The organism is Aeromonas sp. QDB62 (assembly GCF_027705695.1).
In the GTDB taxonomy this organism is placed as follows: Bacteria; Pseudomonadota; Gammaproteobacteria; order Enterobacterales; family Aeromonadaceae; genus Aeromonas; species Aeromonas allosaccharophila.
Genome location: NZ_JAPDCD010000014.1, coordinates 59,103 through 76,540, shown reverse-complemented (window position 1 = coordinate 76,540; position 17,438 = coordinate 59,103). Strand labels below are relative to the sequence as shown.

Genomic DNA, 17,438 nt, shown 5'->3' with positions numbered 1-17,438 from the left:
AACGTGACAGATTAAAGAGGTTGTCTATGCAATGTCATCGTATCGAAGAGCTGCTGGAGTTGTTGCAGCCTGCCTGGATCAAGGAACAGGATCTCAGCCTAGTGCAGTTTGTTGCCAAACTGGCCAACGAAGCGGGATTTGAAGGTTCTCTGTCCGAGTTGACCGACGACATGCTGATCTATCACCTCAAAATGCGGGAATCCGACAAGCAGGCGATGATCCCCGGTCTGGCCAAGGATCATGTGCCCGATTTCAAAGAGGCACTGCTCAAGGCCCGCGGAATCAAGTGAATCTTTAGCGGAAGCGCATCACCTTGGGGTGATGCGCTTTTTTGTTGCCGAAAATTGCGATCAAACGCCAATATTAGATACATCTAATCCACACAATTAGCATGCTGTTTAAGATATAATCCGCTCCATAACAAATAAGGGAGCGATGTCTTGCAATGGCCGACCACGATAAAATCGATATCAAGGACGTCACCGACAAGGACGTAACCGGGACCTTCAACCCCCATACGTTCAAAGCCAGCGACGACAGATTCAACCCGGGCAACCGCATCTATGTGCGGGCCCAGAAAGGGTATTGGCAGCGGGTGCGCAAGGGGATGGGCTGGTTCTTCGTTGCCCTCTTCGTGCTGCTGCCCTGGCTGCGTTACGAGGGGCGACAGGCGGTGCTGTTCGACCTCGGTCATCAGCAGTTCCATATCTTTGGCGCCACCATCTGGCCGCAGGATCTGACCCTGCTCGCCTGGCTCTTCATGATTGCCGCCTTCGCCCTCTTCTTCGTGACCACCTTCCTCGGCCGGGTCTGGTGCGGCTATCTCTGCCCGCAGACGGTCTGGACCTTCATGTTCATCTGGTTTGAAGAGAAGCTGGAGGGGCCTGCCAACAAACGGCGCAAGCTGGACGAGGCGCCCTGGAGTGGTGAGAAGCTGGCCCGCAAGGGGGCCAAGCATCTGGCCTGGCTGGCGATCTCGCTGGTGACCGGCCTCACCTTCGTCGCCTACTTCCAGGATGTGACTGAGCTGGTGCCGGACTTCTTCACCCTGCAGGCGGGGGGCTGGGTGCTGTTCTGGGTGAGCTTCTTTACCATCATCACCTACGGCAACGCGGGCTGGATGCGTGCCATCATGTGTATCCACATGTGCCCCTATGCCCGCTTCCAGTCCGCCATGTTCGACAAGGACACCTTCATCGTCGGTTATGACACCAAGCGCGGCGAAACCCGTGGTGCCCGTTCCCGCAAGGCGGACCCCAAGGCGCTCGGGTTGGGTGACTGTATCGACTGCGATCTCTGCGTGCAGGTCTGCCCGACCGGTATCGATATCCGCGACGGCCTGCAGTACGAGTGCATCAACTGCGGCGCCTGCGTCGATGCCTGCGATCAGACCATGGAGCGGATGGGTTATCCGAAAGGGCTCATCAGCTACACCACAGAGCACAAGCTGGCCAACGACTCCACCCATGTGGCGCGGCCCAAGCTGATTGGCTACGGGCTGGTGATGGCGGTGATGCTGGGGGTATTTGTCTACAACGCCATGTCCATCATGCCGATGGGGCTCGATATCCTGCGGGACCGCAACCAGCTGTTCCGTGAAAACAGCGAGGGGCTTATCGAGAACACCTATACCCTCAAGATCCTCAACAAGACCCTGCTGCCCCAGACCTACCAGCTGGATGTGGAGGGCTTGCCCGAGTATCAGTGGTTTGGTCCCCGTGAAGTGACCCTGAAAGCGGGCGAGATCTATACCTTGCCGGTCAGTCTGGCGGTCGACCCCTACAACCTGAAACGGCCGACGCTGGATATCCAGTTCGTGCTGAAACGGGAGGGGGCGGCGCCCGATGACAGCAAGGGCAACCTGCGCCAGGGCAGCAAGTTTATCAGCCGGTTGTAACCGCGTGTGGCGGTGTGCCGGACGTGACACACGTCAGGTCACCAGCGAGCACGGCAATGCCGGGCAGTAGTGATAGAATGGGGCGCAACGGCGCCCCTTTCTTATGGTGGATGACATGCGTTTCAACTATTCCGATCTCACACCCGACCTCATCATGGATGCGCTCGATCTCAGCGGCTTGCGGCTCGACTCTGGCCTTATCGAGCTCAACAGCTACGAAAACCGGGTCTACCAGTTTCAGGATGAGGATCGTCGCCGCTATGTGGTGAAGTTCTACCGTCCCGGCCGCTGGAGCCGGGCCCAGATCCTCGAGGAGCACGAGTTTGCCACCCGTCTCGCCGAGGCGGAGATCCCGGTCGCTGCGCCGCTCGCCTTCGCGGGCGAGACCCTGCTGGAACACGAGGGTTACCCCTTTGCCATCTGGCAGAGCGTCGGTGGCCGTCAGTTCGAGGTGGATAACCTCGACCAGCTGGAGTGGGTGGGGCGTTTCCTCGGCCGCATCCATCAGATCGGTGCCAGCAAGCCGTTTCACCATCGGGTTCGCCTCGACGTGGATAGCATGCTGCACGAACCGCGTCAGCTGTTGGCGTCCGGCGAGTGGCTGCCAAGTGGGTTGGCGAAGCAATTCTTCGGGGTGCTGGACGAGCTGATCAAGCATGTCAGCGACGCCATGACTCTGGATGTGGCGCAGATCTCGCTGCATGGCGACTGCCACCCGGGCAACATCCTGTGGCGCGACGGCCCCATGTTTGTCGACCTCGATGATTGCCGCACCGGCCCCGCGATTCAGGATCTCTGGATGATGCTGAGTGGCGAGCGCCACGAGCAGCAGATCCAGCTCGACACCCTGCTGGCGGGCTACGAGGAGTTTATGGAGTTCGACTCGCGGGAGCTGGCGCTGATCGAGCCGCTGCGGGCGATGCGCATCGTCCACTACATGGCCTGGCTGGCGCGGCGCTGGGAAGATCCCGCGTTCCCCCGTCACTTCCCCTGGTTCAATACCGATCACTACTGGCGTCAGCAGATAGCGACCCTGCACGATCAGCTGGAAGCGCTGAAGGCGCCACCGTTGAGCCTGATGCCGGGGTGGTAACTTATCCGGTGGCCAGCAGATCGCCCCACCTGCGGCGAGATCAGCTGGAAGCACTGAAGGCACCACCGTTGAACCTGATGCCAAACTGGTGAAATAGAAGGGATCTTGCGTGGCCAGCGGGGCTCGATCTCCGGCCCTGACCATTGACGTCAGCATGGCGAAACAATAGGCTTGGCACTGCTTCGGTTCGCCGGGCGTGCCTCACAGTGATCCCTTAACAGGAAACATCATGAAAAAAGTTCTATTTTTCCTTGCTGCCATGCTGATGATCCCCATGGTTCACGCCGCCCCCGAGTTCAAGGAAGGCGTCAACTACGATGTGGTCAAACAGACTGGCAGTGCCCAGCCGGAAGTGATGGAGTTCTTCTCCTACTACTGCCCGCACTGCGCCACCTTCGAACCGATCGTTGAGCAACTGCAAGCCGGTCTGCCGAAAGGCGTCACCCTGAAGAAGAACCCGGTTGCCTTCCTCGGCCGCGAAATGGGCCCCGAGATGCAGCGTGCCTATGCCGTTGCCAGCCTGCTCAACGCCGAAGCCAAGCTGACCCCGGCCATCTTCACCAAGATCCACACCCAGCGTCAGCCGCCGATGAGCCGTGACGAGGTGAAGCAGATCTTCGTGGACAATGGTGTGCCGGCTGAAGAGTTCGACGGTGCCGTCGACAGCTTCGCCGTCTCCGGCATGGTCTCCCAGTTCGATCGCAACACCGAGAGCTACAACATTCGCGGTGTGCCGGCCTTCCTGGTGAACGGCAAGTACATGGTGAAGATTGAATCCATCACCTCTCAAGAGCAGTTCAACCAGCTGGTGCAGTTCCTGCTGGCCAAGAAAGACTGATACCTTTTGAGTCGATAAAAAAAGCCCGCCGGTGCGAACCGGCGGGCTTTTTGTTTTCTGGCGTGCTCGAAGATCAGACCCCGACGTGGAACGCCTGCTTGAGGTTGCGGATAAACTCCGCATCCCGGCACAGGGTCTTGCCCGGGCTGTCGGAGATCTTGGCGACCGGGCCGCCGTTGCACTCCATCAGCTTGAAGACGATGTTCATCGGGCTGACATCGGGCAGATCGCAGGTGAGCTTGGTGCCGATGCCGAAGCTGGTGTTGATGCGGCCACGGAAGTGGCGGAACAGCTGCACCGCCTTGTCGAGGTTGAGCCCGTCGGAGAAGACCAGGGTCTTGTCGGTGGGGTCGATACCGAGGCGCTGATAGTGGCTGATCGCCTTCTCGCCCCACACCACGGGATCACCGGAGTCGTGGCGCAAGCCCTGATAGCTGCTGGCCAGCTCGAAGTCGAAGTCACGCAGGAAGGCATCCATGGTGATGCAGTCGGTCAGGGCGATGCCGAGATGGTCGGTAAACTCGTCCAGCCAGCTGGTGAGGGCGGCGCGCTGGCTGTGCTCCAGCGGGAAGCCGAGCTGCTGGTGTGCCTGGAACCACTCGTGGGCCTGGGTGCCCACCGCGGGCAGCTTGTACTTCTGGGCCAGCATGTAGTTGCTGGTGCCGCGAAACGCTGGCAGCCGCTCCTTGAGACGACCCACTACCGCATCCTGCACCGCGTGGGAGAAGCGACGGCGGGTGCCGAAGTCGATGAGGTTGAACTCGCTCATCTCCTCCGGGCTCAGCTCCTGCTCCAGCTTGTCGATCTTCTGATCGAGCCGCTCCAGCGCGTGGCTGACGCCGAACTGGGGGTAGCGGAAGCGGTTGCGCATCTCGCTGATGATGGCGAGCACCGGGATCTCCCACAGGATCACATCCTGCCAGGGGCCCTCGACCCGCACATTGATGCGGCCATCCTGCTCGAACACCTTGAGCAGAGAGGCATCAAGCGGCTTGCGGCGCAGGTGGTCGAGGTAGTCAGGGGTGAAGAAGGGGCGCTCGGCCAGAAAATCGAGCTCGGGCTTGGTCAGTCTCAGGGATCCGGCGAGGCGCAGCTGCTCCTCGATCTGCCCCATCATGGGCAGCAGATCCTCTTCATTGCGGCTGTGAAACTCGGCCACCACCTCGGCATCCGGATAGCGATGGAACACCGCCTGCTGCATATGCAGCTTGTAGGCGTCGGTGTCGAGCAGGCTGGTGAGGATTGGAGGCATATCAGGCTCCCCGCAGGCGGGTGAACGCCAGTTGCATAGGTAAATTGCAGGCGCCGGTGTCGAGCTGGCTGGTAAGGATTGGGGGCATATCAGGCGTCCAGCAGGCGTTGTACATCGATCAGGGTCTGGGCCAGTTCGGCGCCAGCCTCGATCATCTGGGTGTGGGCGCTGGCAACCGTCTCGGGCGCGATGCCACGGCAGGCATCGAGATGGACGATCACCCGGAAACCGGCGCGGCGCAGTTGCAGCACGCTGGTTTTGACACAGTAGTCGGTGGCGAGGCCGCCGACCAGTACGGTGTCGACCTTGCGGGCTTGCAGGAATTCAATGAGTCCGGTGCTGCGCCGTTCGGCCAGATCGTGATAACAGGCGCCGTAAGGGTGCAGATCCGGCTCGACCCCCTTCCAGACGAAGAAGTCATAGTCGATGGGGGCGGGCAGGCCGTCGAGCAGCTCGAAGCCCTTGCTGCCCGGCACGCAGTGCACCGGCCAGGTGAGGTCGGCGTTCGGCAGATCCAGCGGCAACAGCATGCCGGCAGGGTCAGAGACGGCCCAGTCGGCATTGGCGGGGTGAGCGTCCTTGCTGCCGATCCGCAGCGTGGCGAGGGTGGCCTGAGCGTTGAGCGCAGCCACAATATCATCACCGCCCGCGACGGGCAGTTCGTTCGGGCAGAGGGGGGTAAAGCCCTTCTGCGCATCAATATCCAGGCTGGCGACGGTTCCCATGATTGGCTCCTGCACATACTATTCGTGTGATATTATCTACCAAACATTAATGGAAGGCGAGCAGGGCGATCGGCATGCTGAGAATGAGTCTGGATATGGTGGTGCTGCGGTTGCATAACGAGCGGCTCGAGCTGCTGCTCGAGACCCGCGATCGCCCCCCCTTTGCCCACAGTTGGCAGCTACCCGGTTTGCGTATCGACGAGGCACTGGATCGGGATCTGGACGCCGCCCAGCGTCGCCTGCTGGCGGAGTGGGGGCTCGGCCACTGCTACAGCGAGCAGGTCTGTACCCTCGGCAATCTGGAGCGGGATCCCCGCGGCTGGTCCACCACCCTGGTCTATCTCTGCTTGGTCGATCCGGAAGTGGAAGTGACCCACGGCTGCTGGCATCCGCTCTCCAATCTGCCGGGGCTGAGCCTCGCCTTCGACCATGTGCAGCTTATCGCCAAGGGGCTGGAGCGGCTGCGGATCAAGAGTCGCTACAGCACCCTGCCGTTGCATCTGCTGGGGCCCGAGTTCACCCTCTCCGAGGTGCAGCGTGCCTTCGAGATCATCCTGCAAACCCCGATGAATACGGCGGCGTTTCGCAAGCGGATCCATCGCGCCGACATTCTGGTGGATACCGGCCGCAAGCGTACCGGCAAACAGCGCCCCGCCATCCTCTACCGGCTGGAGAGCCCCTGCTGCGTGATGTTCGATCAGGTGATGCACGGAGCGGAAGCGTGAGTTCGAACCCCGTTCGTGTGCTGGTCAGCGCCTGCCTGTTGGGCCAGCCAGTGCGTTACGATGGCCAGAGCAAGGGGATTGTCAGCGATTGGCTGAGTGAGCTCGGAGCCGAAGGGCGGGCGCTGGCGTTTTGTCCCGAAGTGGCAGGCGGCTTGCCGACCCCGCGCCCTCCTGCCGAGCGGCAGGGCGAGCGGGTGGTGACGGCGAGCGGAGTGGATGTGACTGAAGAATTTGATCGCGGCGCCGAGCTGGCGCTGGCGATCTGTCAGGCGCAAGGCATTCGCTTCGCGCTGTTGAAAGAGGGGAGCCCTTCTTGCGGCAGCGGCCGTATCTATAACGGCCGCTTTGAAGGGGTCTCTGTGGCGGGCGAGGGCAAGACCACCGCCCTGCTGCGCCGCCACGGGATTGCGGTCTTTTCCGAAGATCAGCTGGTCGAGCTGGCCTCGGCGCTCTCTTTGGATGCCTCTTTGCTGGATATCTCTTCGGCAACAACCGGCAGCGGTGACTGACCGCTCTGCCACCTCTCCAGCACCTCGTCCTTCTCCTGCCAGAGCTGGTTTAGCCACTCCTGAAAACCGCGCTTGAACTGCTTGTCATTGAAGTAGTCGCCCACCAGCGCCTCATCCACCGGCAGCTCCTCGATCCGCACCTGAATGCGCTTTACCCGCCCCATCAGGAAGTCCTTGAACGGGGTTTCGGCGTTGTCCGGATAGCGGATGGTGACGTTGATCAGGCTGTCAAACTGCTCCCCCATGGCGGCCAGCGTGAAGGCCAGCCCCGCAGCCTTGGGCGGCATCAGATGGCGGTAGCGAGAACGGGCCGCATCCCGTTTCTGCTCGGTGAAGCGGGTCCCCTCTACGAAGTTGATGACGGTGGTGGGGATGTGGCGAAACTTCTCGCAGGCATTGCGGGTGGTCTCGATATCCTTGCCGCGCAGGTGCGGATTTCTTAACAGAAACTCTCTCGAATAGCGGCGCATAAAGGGCATGTCGAGCCCCCAGCAGGCGAGCCCCAGCAGCGGGATGTAGATCAGCTCGTGCTTCATGAAGAACTTGGGCACCGGCAGTCGATCCCGGAACAGATGACCCAGCACCACGATATCGGTCCAGCTCATGTGGTTGCTGATGATGAGATACCAACCATCCTTGCGCAGTCGGGTCTTATCTTCGATCTGCCAGTCGATGCGCATCGTGAGACGGATCACCAGCGCATTGCAGGCGAGCCACAGACGCATGAAGCGGTTGTTGAGGCGGCTGCAGGCGCGGCTAAAAGCCGGAACAGGCAGCAGCAGTTTGGCCAACGACACCAGCAGGATCAGGCTGGCGCACAAGGCGGTGAACAGGATGGTCAGGCCCGCGCTGATGATCAGCACCAGCGGGCCGGGAAGCAGGGATAGCATGGATGTTTACTGCGCCTTGGTTGCCAGCAGTTGGCTCAGGGTCTGGTCCTTCTCGTGCCAGATCCCGTTCAACCACTGTTGAAACTCTTGTTGGAAGTCGGGGTCATTGAAGTAATCCCCCACCAGCTTGCGGTCGATCGGCAAATAGCGGACCTGAACCTTGATTTGCCCGACCCGGCCGCACATGAAATCCCAGTAACTGGGAATGCCGTCCGGATAGGCGATGGTGACATCCACCAGTTGATGCAACTGATCACCCATGGCGGCCAGGGTGAAGGCGATGCCCCCCGCTTTCGGGAGCAGCAGATGACGATAGGGCGAGCCCTGCTTCTGATGCTTGCTGCCGGTGAAGCGGGTGCCTTCGACGAAGTTCATCACACTCACCGGAATGTGGCGGAACCTGGCGCAGGCCTTACGGGTCGTTTCAATGTCTTTTCCCTTCAGATGGGGGTGTTTTTCCAGAAATTTTCTGGAATATCGCCGCATGAAGGGGAAGTCGAGTGCCCACCAGGCCAGACCGAGAAAAGGCACCCAAATCAGCTCTTTCTTCAGAAAAAACTTCAGGAAGGGGATTTTTTGGTTAAAAACCCGCTGCAATACCAGTATGTCGACCCAGGATTGATGGTTGGCAATCACCATATACCACTCATTCCGGCGCCCTTTGTCCACTCCGACCACCTCGAAAGGGGTTTTGATGATGGTTTTCTGGATCAGATTGTTGAAACCGATCCAGCAGCTGGCACAGCCATCCAGCAGGGCATTGCAGAGGGTTCGCCACCCTTTGAGCGGTAACGGCAGCTTGAGCAGACCCAGCAAGAAGATGGGGATAAACCAGAAGAGGGTGTTGAAAAAATAGAGCAGGGTGGAGAGGCTGCCGCGCAGTCGCTCTGTCAGCTTGTTGGGCATGAGTTCGGGTCCGTCTTGCTGTCGATAAAGGGCCATCAAGTGGTCAGATCTGTGGCCATAATATCAGCCGATGGCCCGTGAGACCATTAAGAGCCGTTACGGGGCCGGACTCACCCTTTCCCCTCTATCAGCTGCTGCGCAGCCGCGACAGCAGACGATCCATGGCGCGATAACCGAGCGCCTCGATAAGATGCTCCTTGCCGATGGCCGGTTGTCCCGCCAGATCGGCGATGGTGCGCGACACCCGCAAAATGCGGTGCCAGGCCCGGATACTGAGTCCCAGCTTCTGGATGGCGTTCTCCAAAAACTCGGCATCTTGCGCTGATAGTCGGCAAATATCCTCTATCTCACGGCTATCCAGCAGGTTGTTGAGCTTGCCATTGCGGCTGAGCATCCGCTCCCGCGCCGCCAGTACCCGATCGCGGATCTGCTGGCTCGACTCCCCTCGTTCCGCCTTGCCGGTCAGGCTCCCCTTGGGCAGCAGCGGCACCTCCACCGTCAGGTCGAAGCGGTCGAGAAAAGGGCCGGAGAGCTTGCCGAGGTAACGCAGGATCTGATCCGGGCTGGAGCGGGTCTGGCCGTCGCCATAGTGGCCGCAAGGGCTGGGGTTCATGGCGCCCACCAGCTGGAAGCGGGCGGGAAAGTCCACCTGACGGGCAGCCCGGCTGATGGTGATGTGGCCGGTCTCCAGCGGTTCGCGCAGAGAGTCGAGTACCTTGCGCTCGAACTCCGGCAATTCATCCAGAAACAGCACCCCGTTGTGGGCTAGCGAAATTTCGCCGGGCCGCGGATGGCTGCCACCTCCCACCAGCGCCACCGCAGAGGCACTGTGGTGCGGCGTGCGATAGGGCCTGTGGTGCCAGTGACCGGCCCGCGGGGTGAGGCCACCGATGGAGTGGATGGCGGCGGTCTGCTGCGCCTCCTGCTCACTCAGCGGTGGCAAGATGCCGGGCAGGCGGCTGGCCAGCATGCTCTTGCCGGTGCCGGGCGGGCCGATGAACAACAGGTTGTGGCTGCCAGCGGCGGCGATCTCCAGAGCCCGCTTGGCCTGGGACTGGCCGATCACATCCTGCAGATCCGGTACATCGGGCAGGGAGTCCGTGGTCTGGGGCTCCGGCAGTGGCAGCTCGTATTGACCCGCCAGCCAGGCGGTGACGGCCAGCAACTGGTGGGCGGTGCGCACCTCGGCATCCTGAATGAGGGAGGCCTCAGGGCCGTTCTCTCGCGGCACCAGCAGGGTGCGTCCTGCATCGCGGCAGGCGAGCACGGCAGGCAGCACGCCGAGCACGGGACGGATCTCGCCAGTCAGAGCCAACTCCCCTAAAAATTCGTGATTGAGCAGGTATTTTGCCGGTATTTGCTTGGAAGCGGCGAGAATGCCGATGGCGATGGCCAGATCGAAACGACCGCCCTCCTTGGGCAGATCGGCGGGGGCCAGATTGACTGTGATGTGCTTGCTCGGGAACTCGAAATTGCCGTTGAGCAGGGCGCTGCGTACCCGATCCCGCGACTCTTTCACCGAGGTTTCCGGCAATCCCACCATGTTGAAGGCGGGCAGGCCGTTGGAGAGGTGAACTTCCACTGTAACTTGCGGCGCCGCGATCCCGAGGCTGGCACGGCTATAAACCACAGCTAATGACATAAATCCCGTCCTTGAGTTGATATATGTTCTGACTAACTGCTTGTTGTTGGTTTTTTATTCCAGAGTTCCGGTTGGGGAATAGCCAAAATCAGTGGGTTGTCACAGAAAAAAGGCTTGCCCAATAAAAATCACCGTGCTAGTTCTAATAGCCATTCGCGGTAGAAACCGCCCCAATTTCACAGGATTTCCGGTTGTAACTATGAACATGGCCTCCCGTTTCGTCAGCATTATTGTGGTCCTAGTGGTGATTATTATCTCACCGCTCGGGGCTCGTTTAGCTGCACGGAACAAGGGATAGACCCACCACCGGACAGAACGAAACAAGCGACCCCCGAGCCTCACAGCTCGGGGGTTTTTTTTCGACCAAAGGACAGGATTTTCCACATGAACGGCGCGCAGTTTTTGGTACAGGCTCTCAAGAAACAGGGTGTGACCCAGGTGTTTGGTTACCCGGGCGGGGCCATCATGCCGGTCTACGATGCCCTGTATGACGGTGGTCTGGCCCATCAGCTCTGCCGCCACGAGCAGGGAGCCGCCATGGCGGCGGTCGGTTATGCCCGCGCCTCCGGTCAGGTGGGCGTCTGTATCGCCACCTCCGGCCCCGGCGCCACCAATCTGGTGACCGGTCTGGCGGAGGCGCTGCTCGATTCCGTGCCGCTGGTGGCCATCAGTGGTCAGGTGCCCTGTTCCGCCATCGGCACCGATGCGTTTCAGGAGGTCGACGTGCTCGGCATGTCCCTCTCCTGCACCAAGCACTCCTTCATGGTGACCGATGCCGCCGATCTGGGGCGCGTGTTGGCAGAAGCCTTCTCCATTGCCACCGAAGGGCGTCCGGGTCCTGTGCTGATCGATTTTCCCAAGGATGTGCAGTTGGCTGCCGTGCCGCCCCAGAGCCCGCTGTTTGCGGTGGAAGAGCCGGAAGCGCTTAACCCCTCTGAGTTGGCCGCAGCCCGCACCCTGATTGCCACCGCCGAGCGTCCGGTGCTCTACGTCGGTGGCGGAGTGGGCATGGCCAATGCCGAGCAGCAGCTGCGCGACTTTGCCGCCGTCACCGGCATGCCTGCGGTCACCACCCTCAAGGGGATTGGGGCGCTCGACCCCGACAGCCCCGTTTATCTCGGCATGCTCGGCATGCACGGTACCAAGGCCGCCAACTACGCGGTGCAGCAGTGCGATCTGCTGGTGGTGGTGGGCGCCCGTTTCGATGATCGGGTGACCGGCAAGCTGGAGGAGTTTGCCCCCGAAGCCAAGGTAATCCATCTCGATGTGGACGCCGCCGAGTTCGGCAAGCGCCGCGCTGCCGAGGTGGGTATCACCACGGATCTCAAGCGGGTGTTGCCCGCCCTCGCCATGACTCTCTCCATCGACCCGTGGCGTGAACACTGCGCCGCCATGGCCCGCGAATATGCGTTTCGCTACGACCATCCAGGTCAGGCCATCTATGCGCCGGCCCTGCTCAAGCAGCTCTCTGCCCGGCTGCCGGAGACCAGCGTGGTGGCCTGCGACGTCGGTCAGCACCAGATGTGGGTGGCCCAGCACATGCGCTTCACCAGCCCGCGCAACCACCTCTCCAGCGCCGGTCTTGGCACCATGGGGTTCGGTCTGCCTGCCGCCATCGGCGCCAAGATGTCGCGCCCGCAGGATGAAGTGGTGCTGGTGAGCGGCGACGGCTCTTTCATGATGAACGTGCAGGAGCTCGGCACCATCCGCCGCGCCCAGCTCAAGGTGAAGATGGTGCTGCTGGATAACCAGCGCCTCGGCATGGTGCGCCAGTGGCAGGAACTGTTCTTCGACGGCCGCTACAGCGAGACCATCCTCTCCGACAACCCCGATTTCGTCGCGCTGGCTGCCGCCTTCGGCATTCCTGGCGAGACCATCACATGCAAGGAGCAGATAGCCGGTGCCCTCGATCGCCTGCTGAAGAGTGAGAGCGCCTATCTGCTGCATGTGGCTATTTCAGAGGAAGAAAACGTCTGGCCCCTGGTTCCGCCGGGAGTCGCCAACCACAAGATGATGGAGCAACGCCCATGAACCCGCACACCCTTGCCCAGCCTGCATTTGCACAACACACCCTGCATATCCACGCCCAGCCCAGACCCGAAGTGATGGAGCGGGTGTTGCGGGTGGTGCGTCACCGCGGCTTCGCTCTCTGCGCCCTTAATATGGAGCAGGATTGCCAACAGCTGCGGATCACGGTTACTGTCGAGTCGGTGCGTCCCATCCAGCAGTTGTGGAGCCAGCTGGTAAAGCTGGTGGACGTTTCCCGGGTCGATGCACTGGAACAGCAACCCCGGATCAGAGCTTAAGGAGCAAAGCCAATGTCACAGCCTTCCCAATCCGTCACTCACCCGCAATACATCTGGTTCAACGGCACACTGGTGCCCTGGCAGGATGCCCAGGTGCACGTCATGAGCCACGCCCTGCACTACGGCTCCTCGGTGTTCGAGGGGGTACGCGCCTACGACACCCCCAAGGGCACCTGCATCTTCCGTCTGCAGGAGCACACCCGCCGCCTGTTCGACTCCGCCAAGATCTACTGGATGGATGTCCCCTACAGCGAGGCCGAAGTGAATGAAGCCTGCCGCACCGTGGTGCGCGAGAACGGCCTGAAGAGCGGCTATTTGCGCCCGCTGGCCTTTGTCGGCAACGTGGGGCTGGGGCTGCATCCGCCGCTGAATGCCAAGGCCGATCTCATTGTCGCAGCCCTGCCCTGGGGCGCCTATCTGGGGGAAGAGGGGCTGAAAAACGGGGTGGATGTCTGCGTCACCTCCTGGAACCGGCTCGCTCCCAACACCATTCCCACTGGCGCCAAGGCGGGCGGCAACTATTTGTCATCCCAGCTGATCAGCCGCGAGGCCAAGCGCAACGGATTCGCCGAAGGACTGGCGCTGGATGTGAACGGCTATCTGAGCGAAGGGGCGGGGGAGAACCTGTTTCTGGTGAAGAACGGCGTACTGTTCACCCCGCCTGCCACCGCCGCCATCCTGCCCGGCATCACCCGCGACACCATCATGACGCTGGCCCGCGATCTCGGTTACGAGGTGCGCGAACAGGCGCTGCCCCGCGAAGCCCTTTATGTGGCGGACGAGATCTTTATGACCGGCACCGCCGCCGAAGTGACCCCGGTGCGCTCCGTCGATCGGATGAAGGTGGGCGCTGGCAGCCGTGGCCCGGTGACCGAGCAACTGCAAAACGCCTTCTTCGGCCTGTTCAACGGCCAGACCGAGGATAAGTGGGGCTGGCTGACGCCAGTCAACGGCTGATGAGAGAGGGGAGGCGTCATGCCTCCCCGAGTCGCTTCCGGTGAGAGCTTCACAGAGGAGCCTTCACCAGGATCGATTCCGATCCACTCGTATCATCACCGCATAACGCATCGAGCCCATATGGGCATTCAGGGAGTAGAGACAATGCCGAAGTTGAGATCCGCCACCACCACCCACGGACGTAACATGGCCGGGGCCCGCGCCCTCTGGCGTGCTACCGGCATGACCGATCAGGATTTCGGCAAGCCCATCATCGCCGTGGTCAACTCCTTCACCCAGTTCGTACCGGGCCACGTCCACCTCAAGGATCTGGGTCAGCTGGTGGCGCGCGAAATTGAAGCCGCGGGTGGCGTTGCCAAGGAGTTCAACACCATCGCCGTGGATGACGGCATCGCCATGGGCCACGGCGGCATGCTCTACTCCCTGCCATCGCGCGAACTCATCGCCGACTCGGTGGAGTACATGGTCAACGCCCACTGTGCCGACGCCATGGTCTGCATCTCCAACTGCGACAAGATCACCCCGGGGATGCTGATGGCCGCCCTGCGCATCAACATCCCGGTCATTTTCGTCTCTGGCGGCCCGATGGAAGCGGGCAAGACCAAGCTCTCCGACCAGATCATCAAGCTGGATCTGGTGGACGCCATGATCCAGGGCGCCGATCCCAAGGTCTCCGATGCCCAGAGCGAACAGGTGGAACGTAGTGCCTGCCCCACCTGCGGCTCCTGCTCCGGCATGTTCACCGCCAACTCCATGAACTGCCTGACCGAAGCGCTCGGCCTCTCCCAACCGGGCAACGGCTCCATGCTGGCAACCCACGCTGATCGGGAGCAGCTGTTCAAACTGGCGGGTCAGCGCATCGTGACGCTGGCCAAGCGCTGGTATGAGCAGGATGACGAGAGCGCCCTGCCGCGCAATATCGCCACCAAGGCGGCGTTCGAGAACGCCATGGCGCTCGATATCGCCATGGGCGGCTCCACCAATACCGTGCTGCACCTGCTGGCGGCGGCGCAAGAGGCCGGTGTGGACTTCACCATGGCCGACATCGACCGCATGTCCCGCAAGGTGCCCCAGCTCTGCAAGGTGGCGCCCTCCACCCAGAAGTACCATATGGAAGATGTGCACCGCGCCGGTGGCGTGGTCGCCATTCTGGGCCAGCTGGAAAAAGCGGGTCTGGTACACGGCGATACCCGCACCGTGCTGGGTTGCTCCCTCGTCGAACAGCTCAATGAATATGACGTCAGCCGCCAGCCGAGTCAGGAGGTGGTGGACTTCTACCGCGCTGGCCCGGCCGGTATCCGCACCACCAAGGCATTCAGTCAGGATTGCCGCTGGCCGGAGCTGGATCTGGACCGCGCCGAGGGCTGCATCCGCTCGCTGGAAAATGCCTACAGCCAGGAGGGCGGCCTTGCAGTGCTCTCCGGTAACCTCGCGCTCAATGGCGCCATCGTCAAGACTGCCGGGGTAGATGAGGAGAACCTCACCTTCCGTGGCCCGGCCCGGGTGTTCGAGAGCCAGGAGAGCGCGGTGAGCGGCATTCTGGACGGCACCGTGAAAGCGGGCGAGGTGGTGGTGATCCGCTACGAGGGTCCGAAAGGGGGCCCGGGCATGCAGGAGATGCTCTACCCCACCACCTATCTGAAATCCATGGGCCTCGGCAAGGCGTGCGCTCTCATCACCGACGGTCGCTTCTCCGGCGGTACCTCGGGCCTCTCCATCGGCCACGTTTCGCCGGAGGCCGCTTCCGGCGGCACCATCGGTCTGGTGGAGGATGGCGACATCATCAGCATCAATATCCCGGCCCGCAGCATGGTGCTGGAGGTGGCCGACAGCGTGCTGGCTGCCCGCCGCGTCGCCGTGGAAGCTCGTGGCTGGAAGCCGCTCGATCGTCAGCGTCAGGTCTCCTTTGCCCTGCGCGCTTATGCCATGTTCGCCACCAGCGCCGACAAGGGTGCGGTGCGTGATCGTTCGATGCTGGGGGAGTAAGTCATGGTCTCTGCGGCTGATTATCTACGCAAGGTGCTGCTCTCTCCCGTCTATGAGGCGGCGCGAGTGACCCCGTTGCAAACGTTGAAAAAACTCTCCGAGCGGCTCGGCAATCATGTCAGTCTGAAGCGGGAGGATCTGCAACCGGTCCACTCCTTCAAGCTGCGCGGTGCCTACCACAAGATCGCCACCCTGACCCAGGAGCAGAAGGATCACGGCGTCATCGCCGCCTCTGCTGGCAACCACGCGCAAGGGGTCGCCCTGTCTGCCGCCAAGCTGGGTATCAAGGCGATCATCGTGATGCCCAAGACCACGCCAGACATCAAGATCGATGCGGTGCGCCGTCAGGGTGGCAACGTCATGCTGTTTGGCAACAGTTTCGACGAGGCCTATGCCGAGAGCCGTCGCCTTGCCGAGCTGGAGGGTTACACCCTGATCCCGCCGTTCGACGATGTCGAGGTGATCGCGGGGCAGGGCACCATTGGCAAGGAGCTGCTGGATCAGGACATTCACCTCACCCACGTCTTCGTGCCGGTGGGCGGCGGTGGTCTGGCCGCCGGGGTGGCGGTCTATATCAAGCAGCTGCTGCCGGATGTGAAGGTGATCGGGGTGGAGGCGGAAGGCTCAGCCTGCCTCAAGGCGGCCATGGCGGCGGGCGAGCCGGTCAATCTGGAGCGCGTCTCGTTGTTTGCGGACGGGGTGGCGGTCAGGCGCATCGGCGAGGAGACCTTCCGCCTCTGTAACCAGTATCTGGACGAGGTGGTGACCGTCTCCAACGACCAGATCTGCGCCGCCCTGAAAGACATTTTCGACGACTGCCGAGCCATTGCCGAGCCGTCGGGCGCCCTGTCGCTGGCGGGGCTGAAAGCCTACAGCGAGCGGGAGCAGGTCAAGGGGGCGCGGATGGCGGCCATTCTCTCCGGCGCCAACGTCAACTTCCACAGCCTGCGCTATGTCTCCGAGCGCTGCGAGATCGGCGAGAAGCGCGAGGGCATGCTGGCGGTGACCATCCCCGAGCGCAAGGGGGCCTTCCTCGACTTTTGCCGTCAGCTTGGACCCCGCATGGTGACCGAGTTCAACTATCGCTATGCCGATGCCGAGCAGGCCTCGCTGTTTGTCTCGGTGCGCCTCACCGGCGGTGACGAAGAGCTCGGCCAGATCATCGATCAGCTCGGCGGCAACGGCTATCCGGTGGTCAACATGACCGAGAGCGAGCTAGCCAAGAACCACGTGCGCTACATGATTGGCGGCCGCCCGGCCCGGCCCCTCGGTGAGCGTCTCTACAGCTTCAAGTTTCCGGAGCAGCCGGGCGCTTTGATGCGCTTTCTCGAGACCCTGGGTTGCCGCTGGAACATCAGCCTGTTCCACTACCGCAACCACGGTGCCGACTACGGCCGGGTGCTCTGCGCCTTCGAGCTGCCGGACGAGGACGTGGCCGCCTTCCACGACTACCTGCACGAGATTGGCTACGGCTGGAAAGAGGTGAGTGACGACCCCGCCTACCGGCTGTTCCTGGCCAGTTGACGGGTCAATGACGGATGAGGGGGGCCAAGGCCTCCCTCCTCTTTTCAAGATGATGGCCCCATGACCGATGGTTTTTGCAGCGGAGAATGTAGCCAAGCTCACACTCCTGGTGGCTTGGTCATTTGAGGCTGCGTTCGGATGGGATACCCTGATTGACGGAGAGGCCGCCTGACGGCTTCACACAGGGA

16 protein-coding genes are annotated in these 17,438 nt (G+C 61.7%); 11 read left to right on the top strand and 5 right to left on the bottom strand.

Going from position 1 to position 17,438, the window contains the following annotated elements:
- Window positions 1–26: 26 nt before the first annotated feature.
- The 4 genes from OKC27_RS09175 (at window position 27) to OKC27_RS09160 (ending at window position 3,828) form a co-directional block, all read left to right on the top strand.
- On the top strand, window positions 27–290 hold the full coding sequence (locus OKC27_RS09175) for a YihD family protein (protein WP_042062469.1): 264 nt from the start codon (window positions 27–29) through the stop codon (window positions 288–290).
- A gap of 155 nt (window positions 291–445) precedes the next feature.
- Window positions 446–1,897 (top strand): cytochrome c oxidase accessory protein CcoG, encoded by a 1,452-nt coding sequence (gene ccoG, locus OKC27_RS09170; protein WP_182938655.1) that lies wholly within the window; start codon window positions 446–448, stop codon window positions 1,895–1,897.
- A gap of 103 nt (window positions 1,898–2,000) precedes the next feature.
- Complete coding sequence (locus OKC27_RS09165) at window positions 2,001–2,990, top strand: serine/threonine protein kinase (protein ID WP_182938656.1); 990 nt, start codon at window positions 2,001–2,003, stop codon at window positions 2,988–2,990.
- Window positions 2,991–3,219: 229 nt separating this feature from the next.
- A complete protein-coding gene (locus OKC27_RS09160) occupies window positions 3,220–3,828 on the top strand; it encodes a thiol:disulfide interchange protein DsbA/DsbL (RefSeq protein ID WP_042655883.1) in 609 nt (202 codons plus the stop codon).
- A 73-nt stretch (window positions 3,829–3,901) separates the two neighbouring features.
- Here the strand turns inward: OKC27_RS09160 and pncB are convergent, their stop codons facing one another.
- Window positions 3,902–5,080, bottom strand: a complete 1,179-nt coding sequence (pncB, locus tag OKC27_RS09155) for a nicotinate phosphoribosyltransferase (RefSeq protein WP_182938657.1) — start codon at window positions 5,078–5,080, stop codon at window positions 3,902–3,904.
- 89 nt (window positions 5,081–5,169) lie between these two features.
- Window positions 5,170–5,805 (bottom strand): nicotinamidase, encoded by a 636-nt coding sequence (locus OKC27_RS09150; RefSeq protein ID WP_042062463.1) that lies wholly within the window; start codon window positions 5,803–5,805, stop codon window positions 5,170–5,172.
- A gap of 74 nt (window positions 5,806–5,879) precedes the next feature.
- Between OKC27_RS09150 and OKC27_RS09145 the strand changes: the two genes are divergently transcribed.
- A complete protein-coding gene (locus OKC27_RS09145; protein ID WP_111807240.1) occupies window positions 5,880–6,530 on the top strand; it encodes an NUDIX hydrolase in 651 nt (216 codons plus the stop codon).
- Window positions 6,527–7,039 (top strand): DUF523 domain-containing protein, encoded by a 513-nt coding sequence (locus OKC27_RS09140; RefSeq protein WP_182938658.1) that lies wholly within the window; start codon window positions 6,527–6,529, stop codon window positions 7,037–7,039. Before OKC27_RS09145 ends, OKC27_RS09140 begins: the two co-directional genes overlap by 4 nt.
- On the opposite strand, the gene OKC27_RS09135 is transcribed toward OKC27_RS09140, so the two are convergent.
- From OKC27_RS09135 to OKC27_RS09125, 3 genes are all read right to left on the bottom strand, one after another.
- Complete coding sequence (locus OKC27_RS09135) at window positions 6,955–7,929, bottom strand: acyltransferase (RefSeq protein WP_182938659.1); 975 nt, start codon at window positions 7,927–7,929, stop codon at window positions 6,955–6,957. The genes OKC27_RS09140 and OKC27_RS09135 overlap by 85 nt on opposite strands.
- A gap of 6 nt (window positions 7,930–7,935) precedes the next feature.
- Window positions 7,936–8,835, bottom strand: a complete 900-nt coding sequence (locus tag OKC27_RS09130; RefSeq protein ID WP_139409837.1) for an acyltransferase — start codon at window positions 8,833–8,835, stop codon at window positions 7,936–7,938.
- A gap of 127 nt (window positions 8,836–8,962) precedes the next feature.
- Complete coding sequence (locus OKC27_RS09125) at window positions 8,963–10,477, bottom strand: YifB family Mg chelatase-like AAA ATPase (RefSeq protein ID WP_111807248.1); 1,515 nt, start codon at window positions 10,475–10,477, stop codon at window positions 8,963–8,965.
- Between the two features lie 384 nt (window positions 10,478–10,861).
- On the opposite strand from OKC27_RS09125, the gene ilvG reads away from it, so the two are divergent.
- The 5 genes from ilvG (at window position 10,862) to ilvA (ending at window position 17,250) form a co-directional block, all read left to right on the top strand.
- On the top strand, window positions 10,862–12,508 hold the full coding sequence (ilvG, locus tag OKC27_RS09120) for an acetolactate synthase 2 catalytic subunit (protein ID WP_182938660.1): 1,647 nt from the start codon (window positions 10,862–10,864) through the stop codon (window positions 12,506–12,508).
- Window positions 12,505–12,783, top strand: coding sequence for an acetolactate synthase 2 small subunit (gene ilvM, locus OKC27_RS09115; protein WP_005339613.1), 279 nt, complete (start codon window positions 12,505–12,507; stop codon window positions 12,781–12,783). The genes ilvG and ilvM overlap by 4 nt, the downstream gene beginning before the upstream one ends.
- 12 nt (window positions 12,784–12,795) lie before the next feature.
- Window positions 12,796–13,740: a branched-chain amino acid transaminase gene (locus OKC27_RS09110; RefSeq protein WP_182938661.1), complete on the top strand. Its 945-nt coding sequence runs from the start codon at window positions 12,796–12,798 to the stop codon at window positions 13,738–13,740.
- Between the two features lie 144 nt (window positions 13,741–13,884).
- On the top strand, window positions 13,885–15,726 hold the full coding sequence (gene ilvD / locus OKC27_RS09105; RefSeq protein WP_182938662.1) for a dihydroxy-acid dehydratase: 1,842 nt from the start codon (window positions 13,885–13,887) through the stop codon (window positions 15,724–15,726).
- Between the two features lie 3 nt (window positions 15,727–15,729).
- A complete protein-coding gene (gene ilvA, locus OKC27_RS09100) occupies window positions 15,730–17,250 on the top strand; it encodes a threonine ammonia-lyase, biosynthetic (protein ID WP_058052051.1) in 1,521 nt (506 codons plus the stop codon).
- Window positions 17,251–17,438: the final 188 nt, after the last annotated feature.

What these genes read in the sequence shown, in the direction of transcription:
- ilvA (WP_058052051.1), top strand. Translation starts at nt 15,730, where the DNA reads ATGGTCTCTGCGGCTGATTATCTACGCAAGGTGCTGCTCTCTCCCGTC.
- OKC27_RS09160 (WP_042655883.1), top strand. Translation starts at nt 3,220, where the DNA reads ATGAAAAAAGTTCTATTTTTCCTTGCTGCCATGCTGATGATCCCCATG.
- OKC27_RS09125 (WP_111807248.1), bottom strand. Translation starts at nt 10,477, where the DNA reads ATGTCATTAGCTGTGGTTTATAGCCGTGCCAGCCTCGGGATCGCGGCG.
- pncB (WP_182938657.1), bottom strand. Translation starts at nt 5,080, where the DNA reads ATGCCTCCAATCCTCACCAGCCTGCTCGACACCGACGCCTACAAGCTG.
- ilvM (WP_005339613.1), top strand. Translation starts at nt 12,505, where the DNA reads ATGAACCCGCACACCCTTGCCCAGCCTGCATTTGCACAACACACCCTG.
- OKC27_RS09145 (WP_111807240.1), top strand. Translation starts at nt 5,880, where the DNA reads ATGCTGAGAATGAGTCTGGATATGGTGGTGCTGCGGTTGCATAACGAG.
- OKC27_RS09150 (WP_042062463.1), bottom strand. Translation starts at nt 5,805, where the DNA reads ATGGGAACCGTCGCCAGCCTGGATATTGATGCGCAGAAGGGCTTTACC.
- ilvD (WP_182938662.1), top strand. Translation starts at nt 13,885, where the DNA reads ATGCCGAAGTTGAGATCCGCCACCACCACCCACGGACGTAACATGGCC.
- ilvG (WP_182938660.1), top strand. Translation starts at nt 10,862, where the DNA reads ATGAACGGCGCGCAGTTTTTGGTACAGGCTCTCAAGAAACAGGGTGTG.
- OKC27_RS09130 (WP_139409837.1), bottom strand. Translation starts at nt 8,835, where the DNA reads ATGCCCAACAAGCTGACAGAGCGACTGCGCGGCAGCCTCTCCACCCTG.
- OKC27_RS09135 (WP_182938659.1), bottom strand. Translation starts at nt 7,929, where the DNA reads ATGCTATCCCTGCTTCCCGGCCCGCTGGTGCTGATCATCAGCGCGGGC.
- ccoG (WP_182938655.1), top strand. Translation starts at nt 446, where the DNA reads ATGGCCGACCACGATAAAATCGATATCAAGGACGTCACCGACAAGGAC.
- OKC27_RS09165 (WP_182938656.1), top strand. Translation starts at nt 2,001, where the DNA reads ATGGTGGATGACATGCGTTTCAACTATTCCGATCTCACACCCGACCTC.
- OKC27_RS09110 (WP_182938661.1), top strand. Translation starts at nt 12,796, where the DNA reads ATGTCACAGCCTTCCCAATCCGTCACTCACCCGCAATACATCTGGTTC.
- OKC27_RS09175 (WP_042062469.1), top strand. Translation starts at nt 27, where the DNA reads ATGCAATGTCATCGTATCGAAGAGCTGCTGGAGTTGTTGCAGCCTGCC.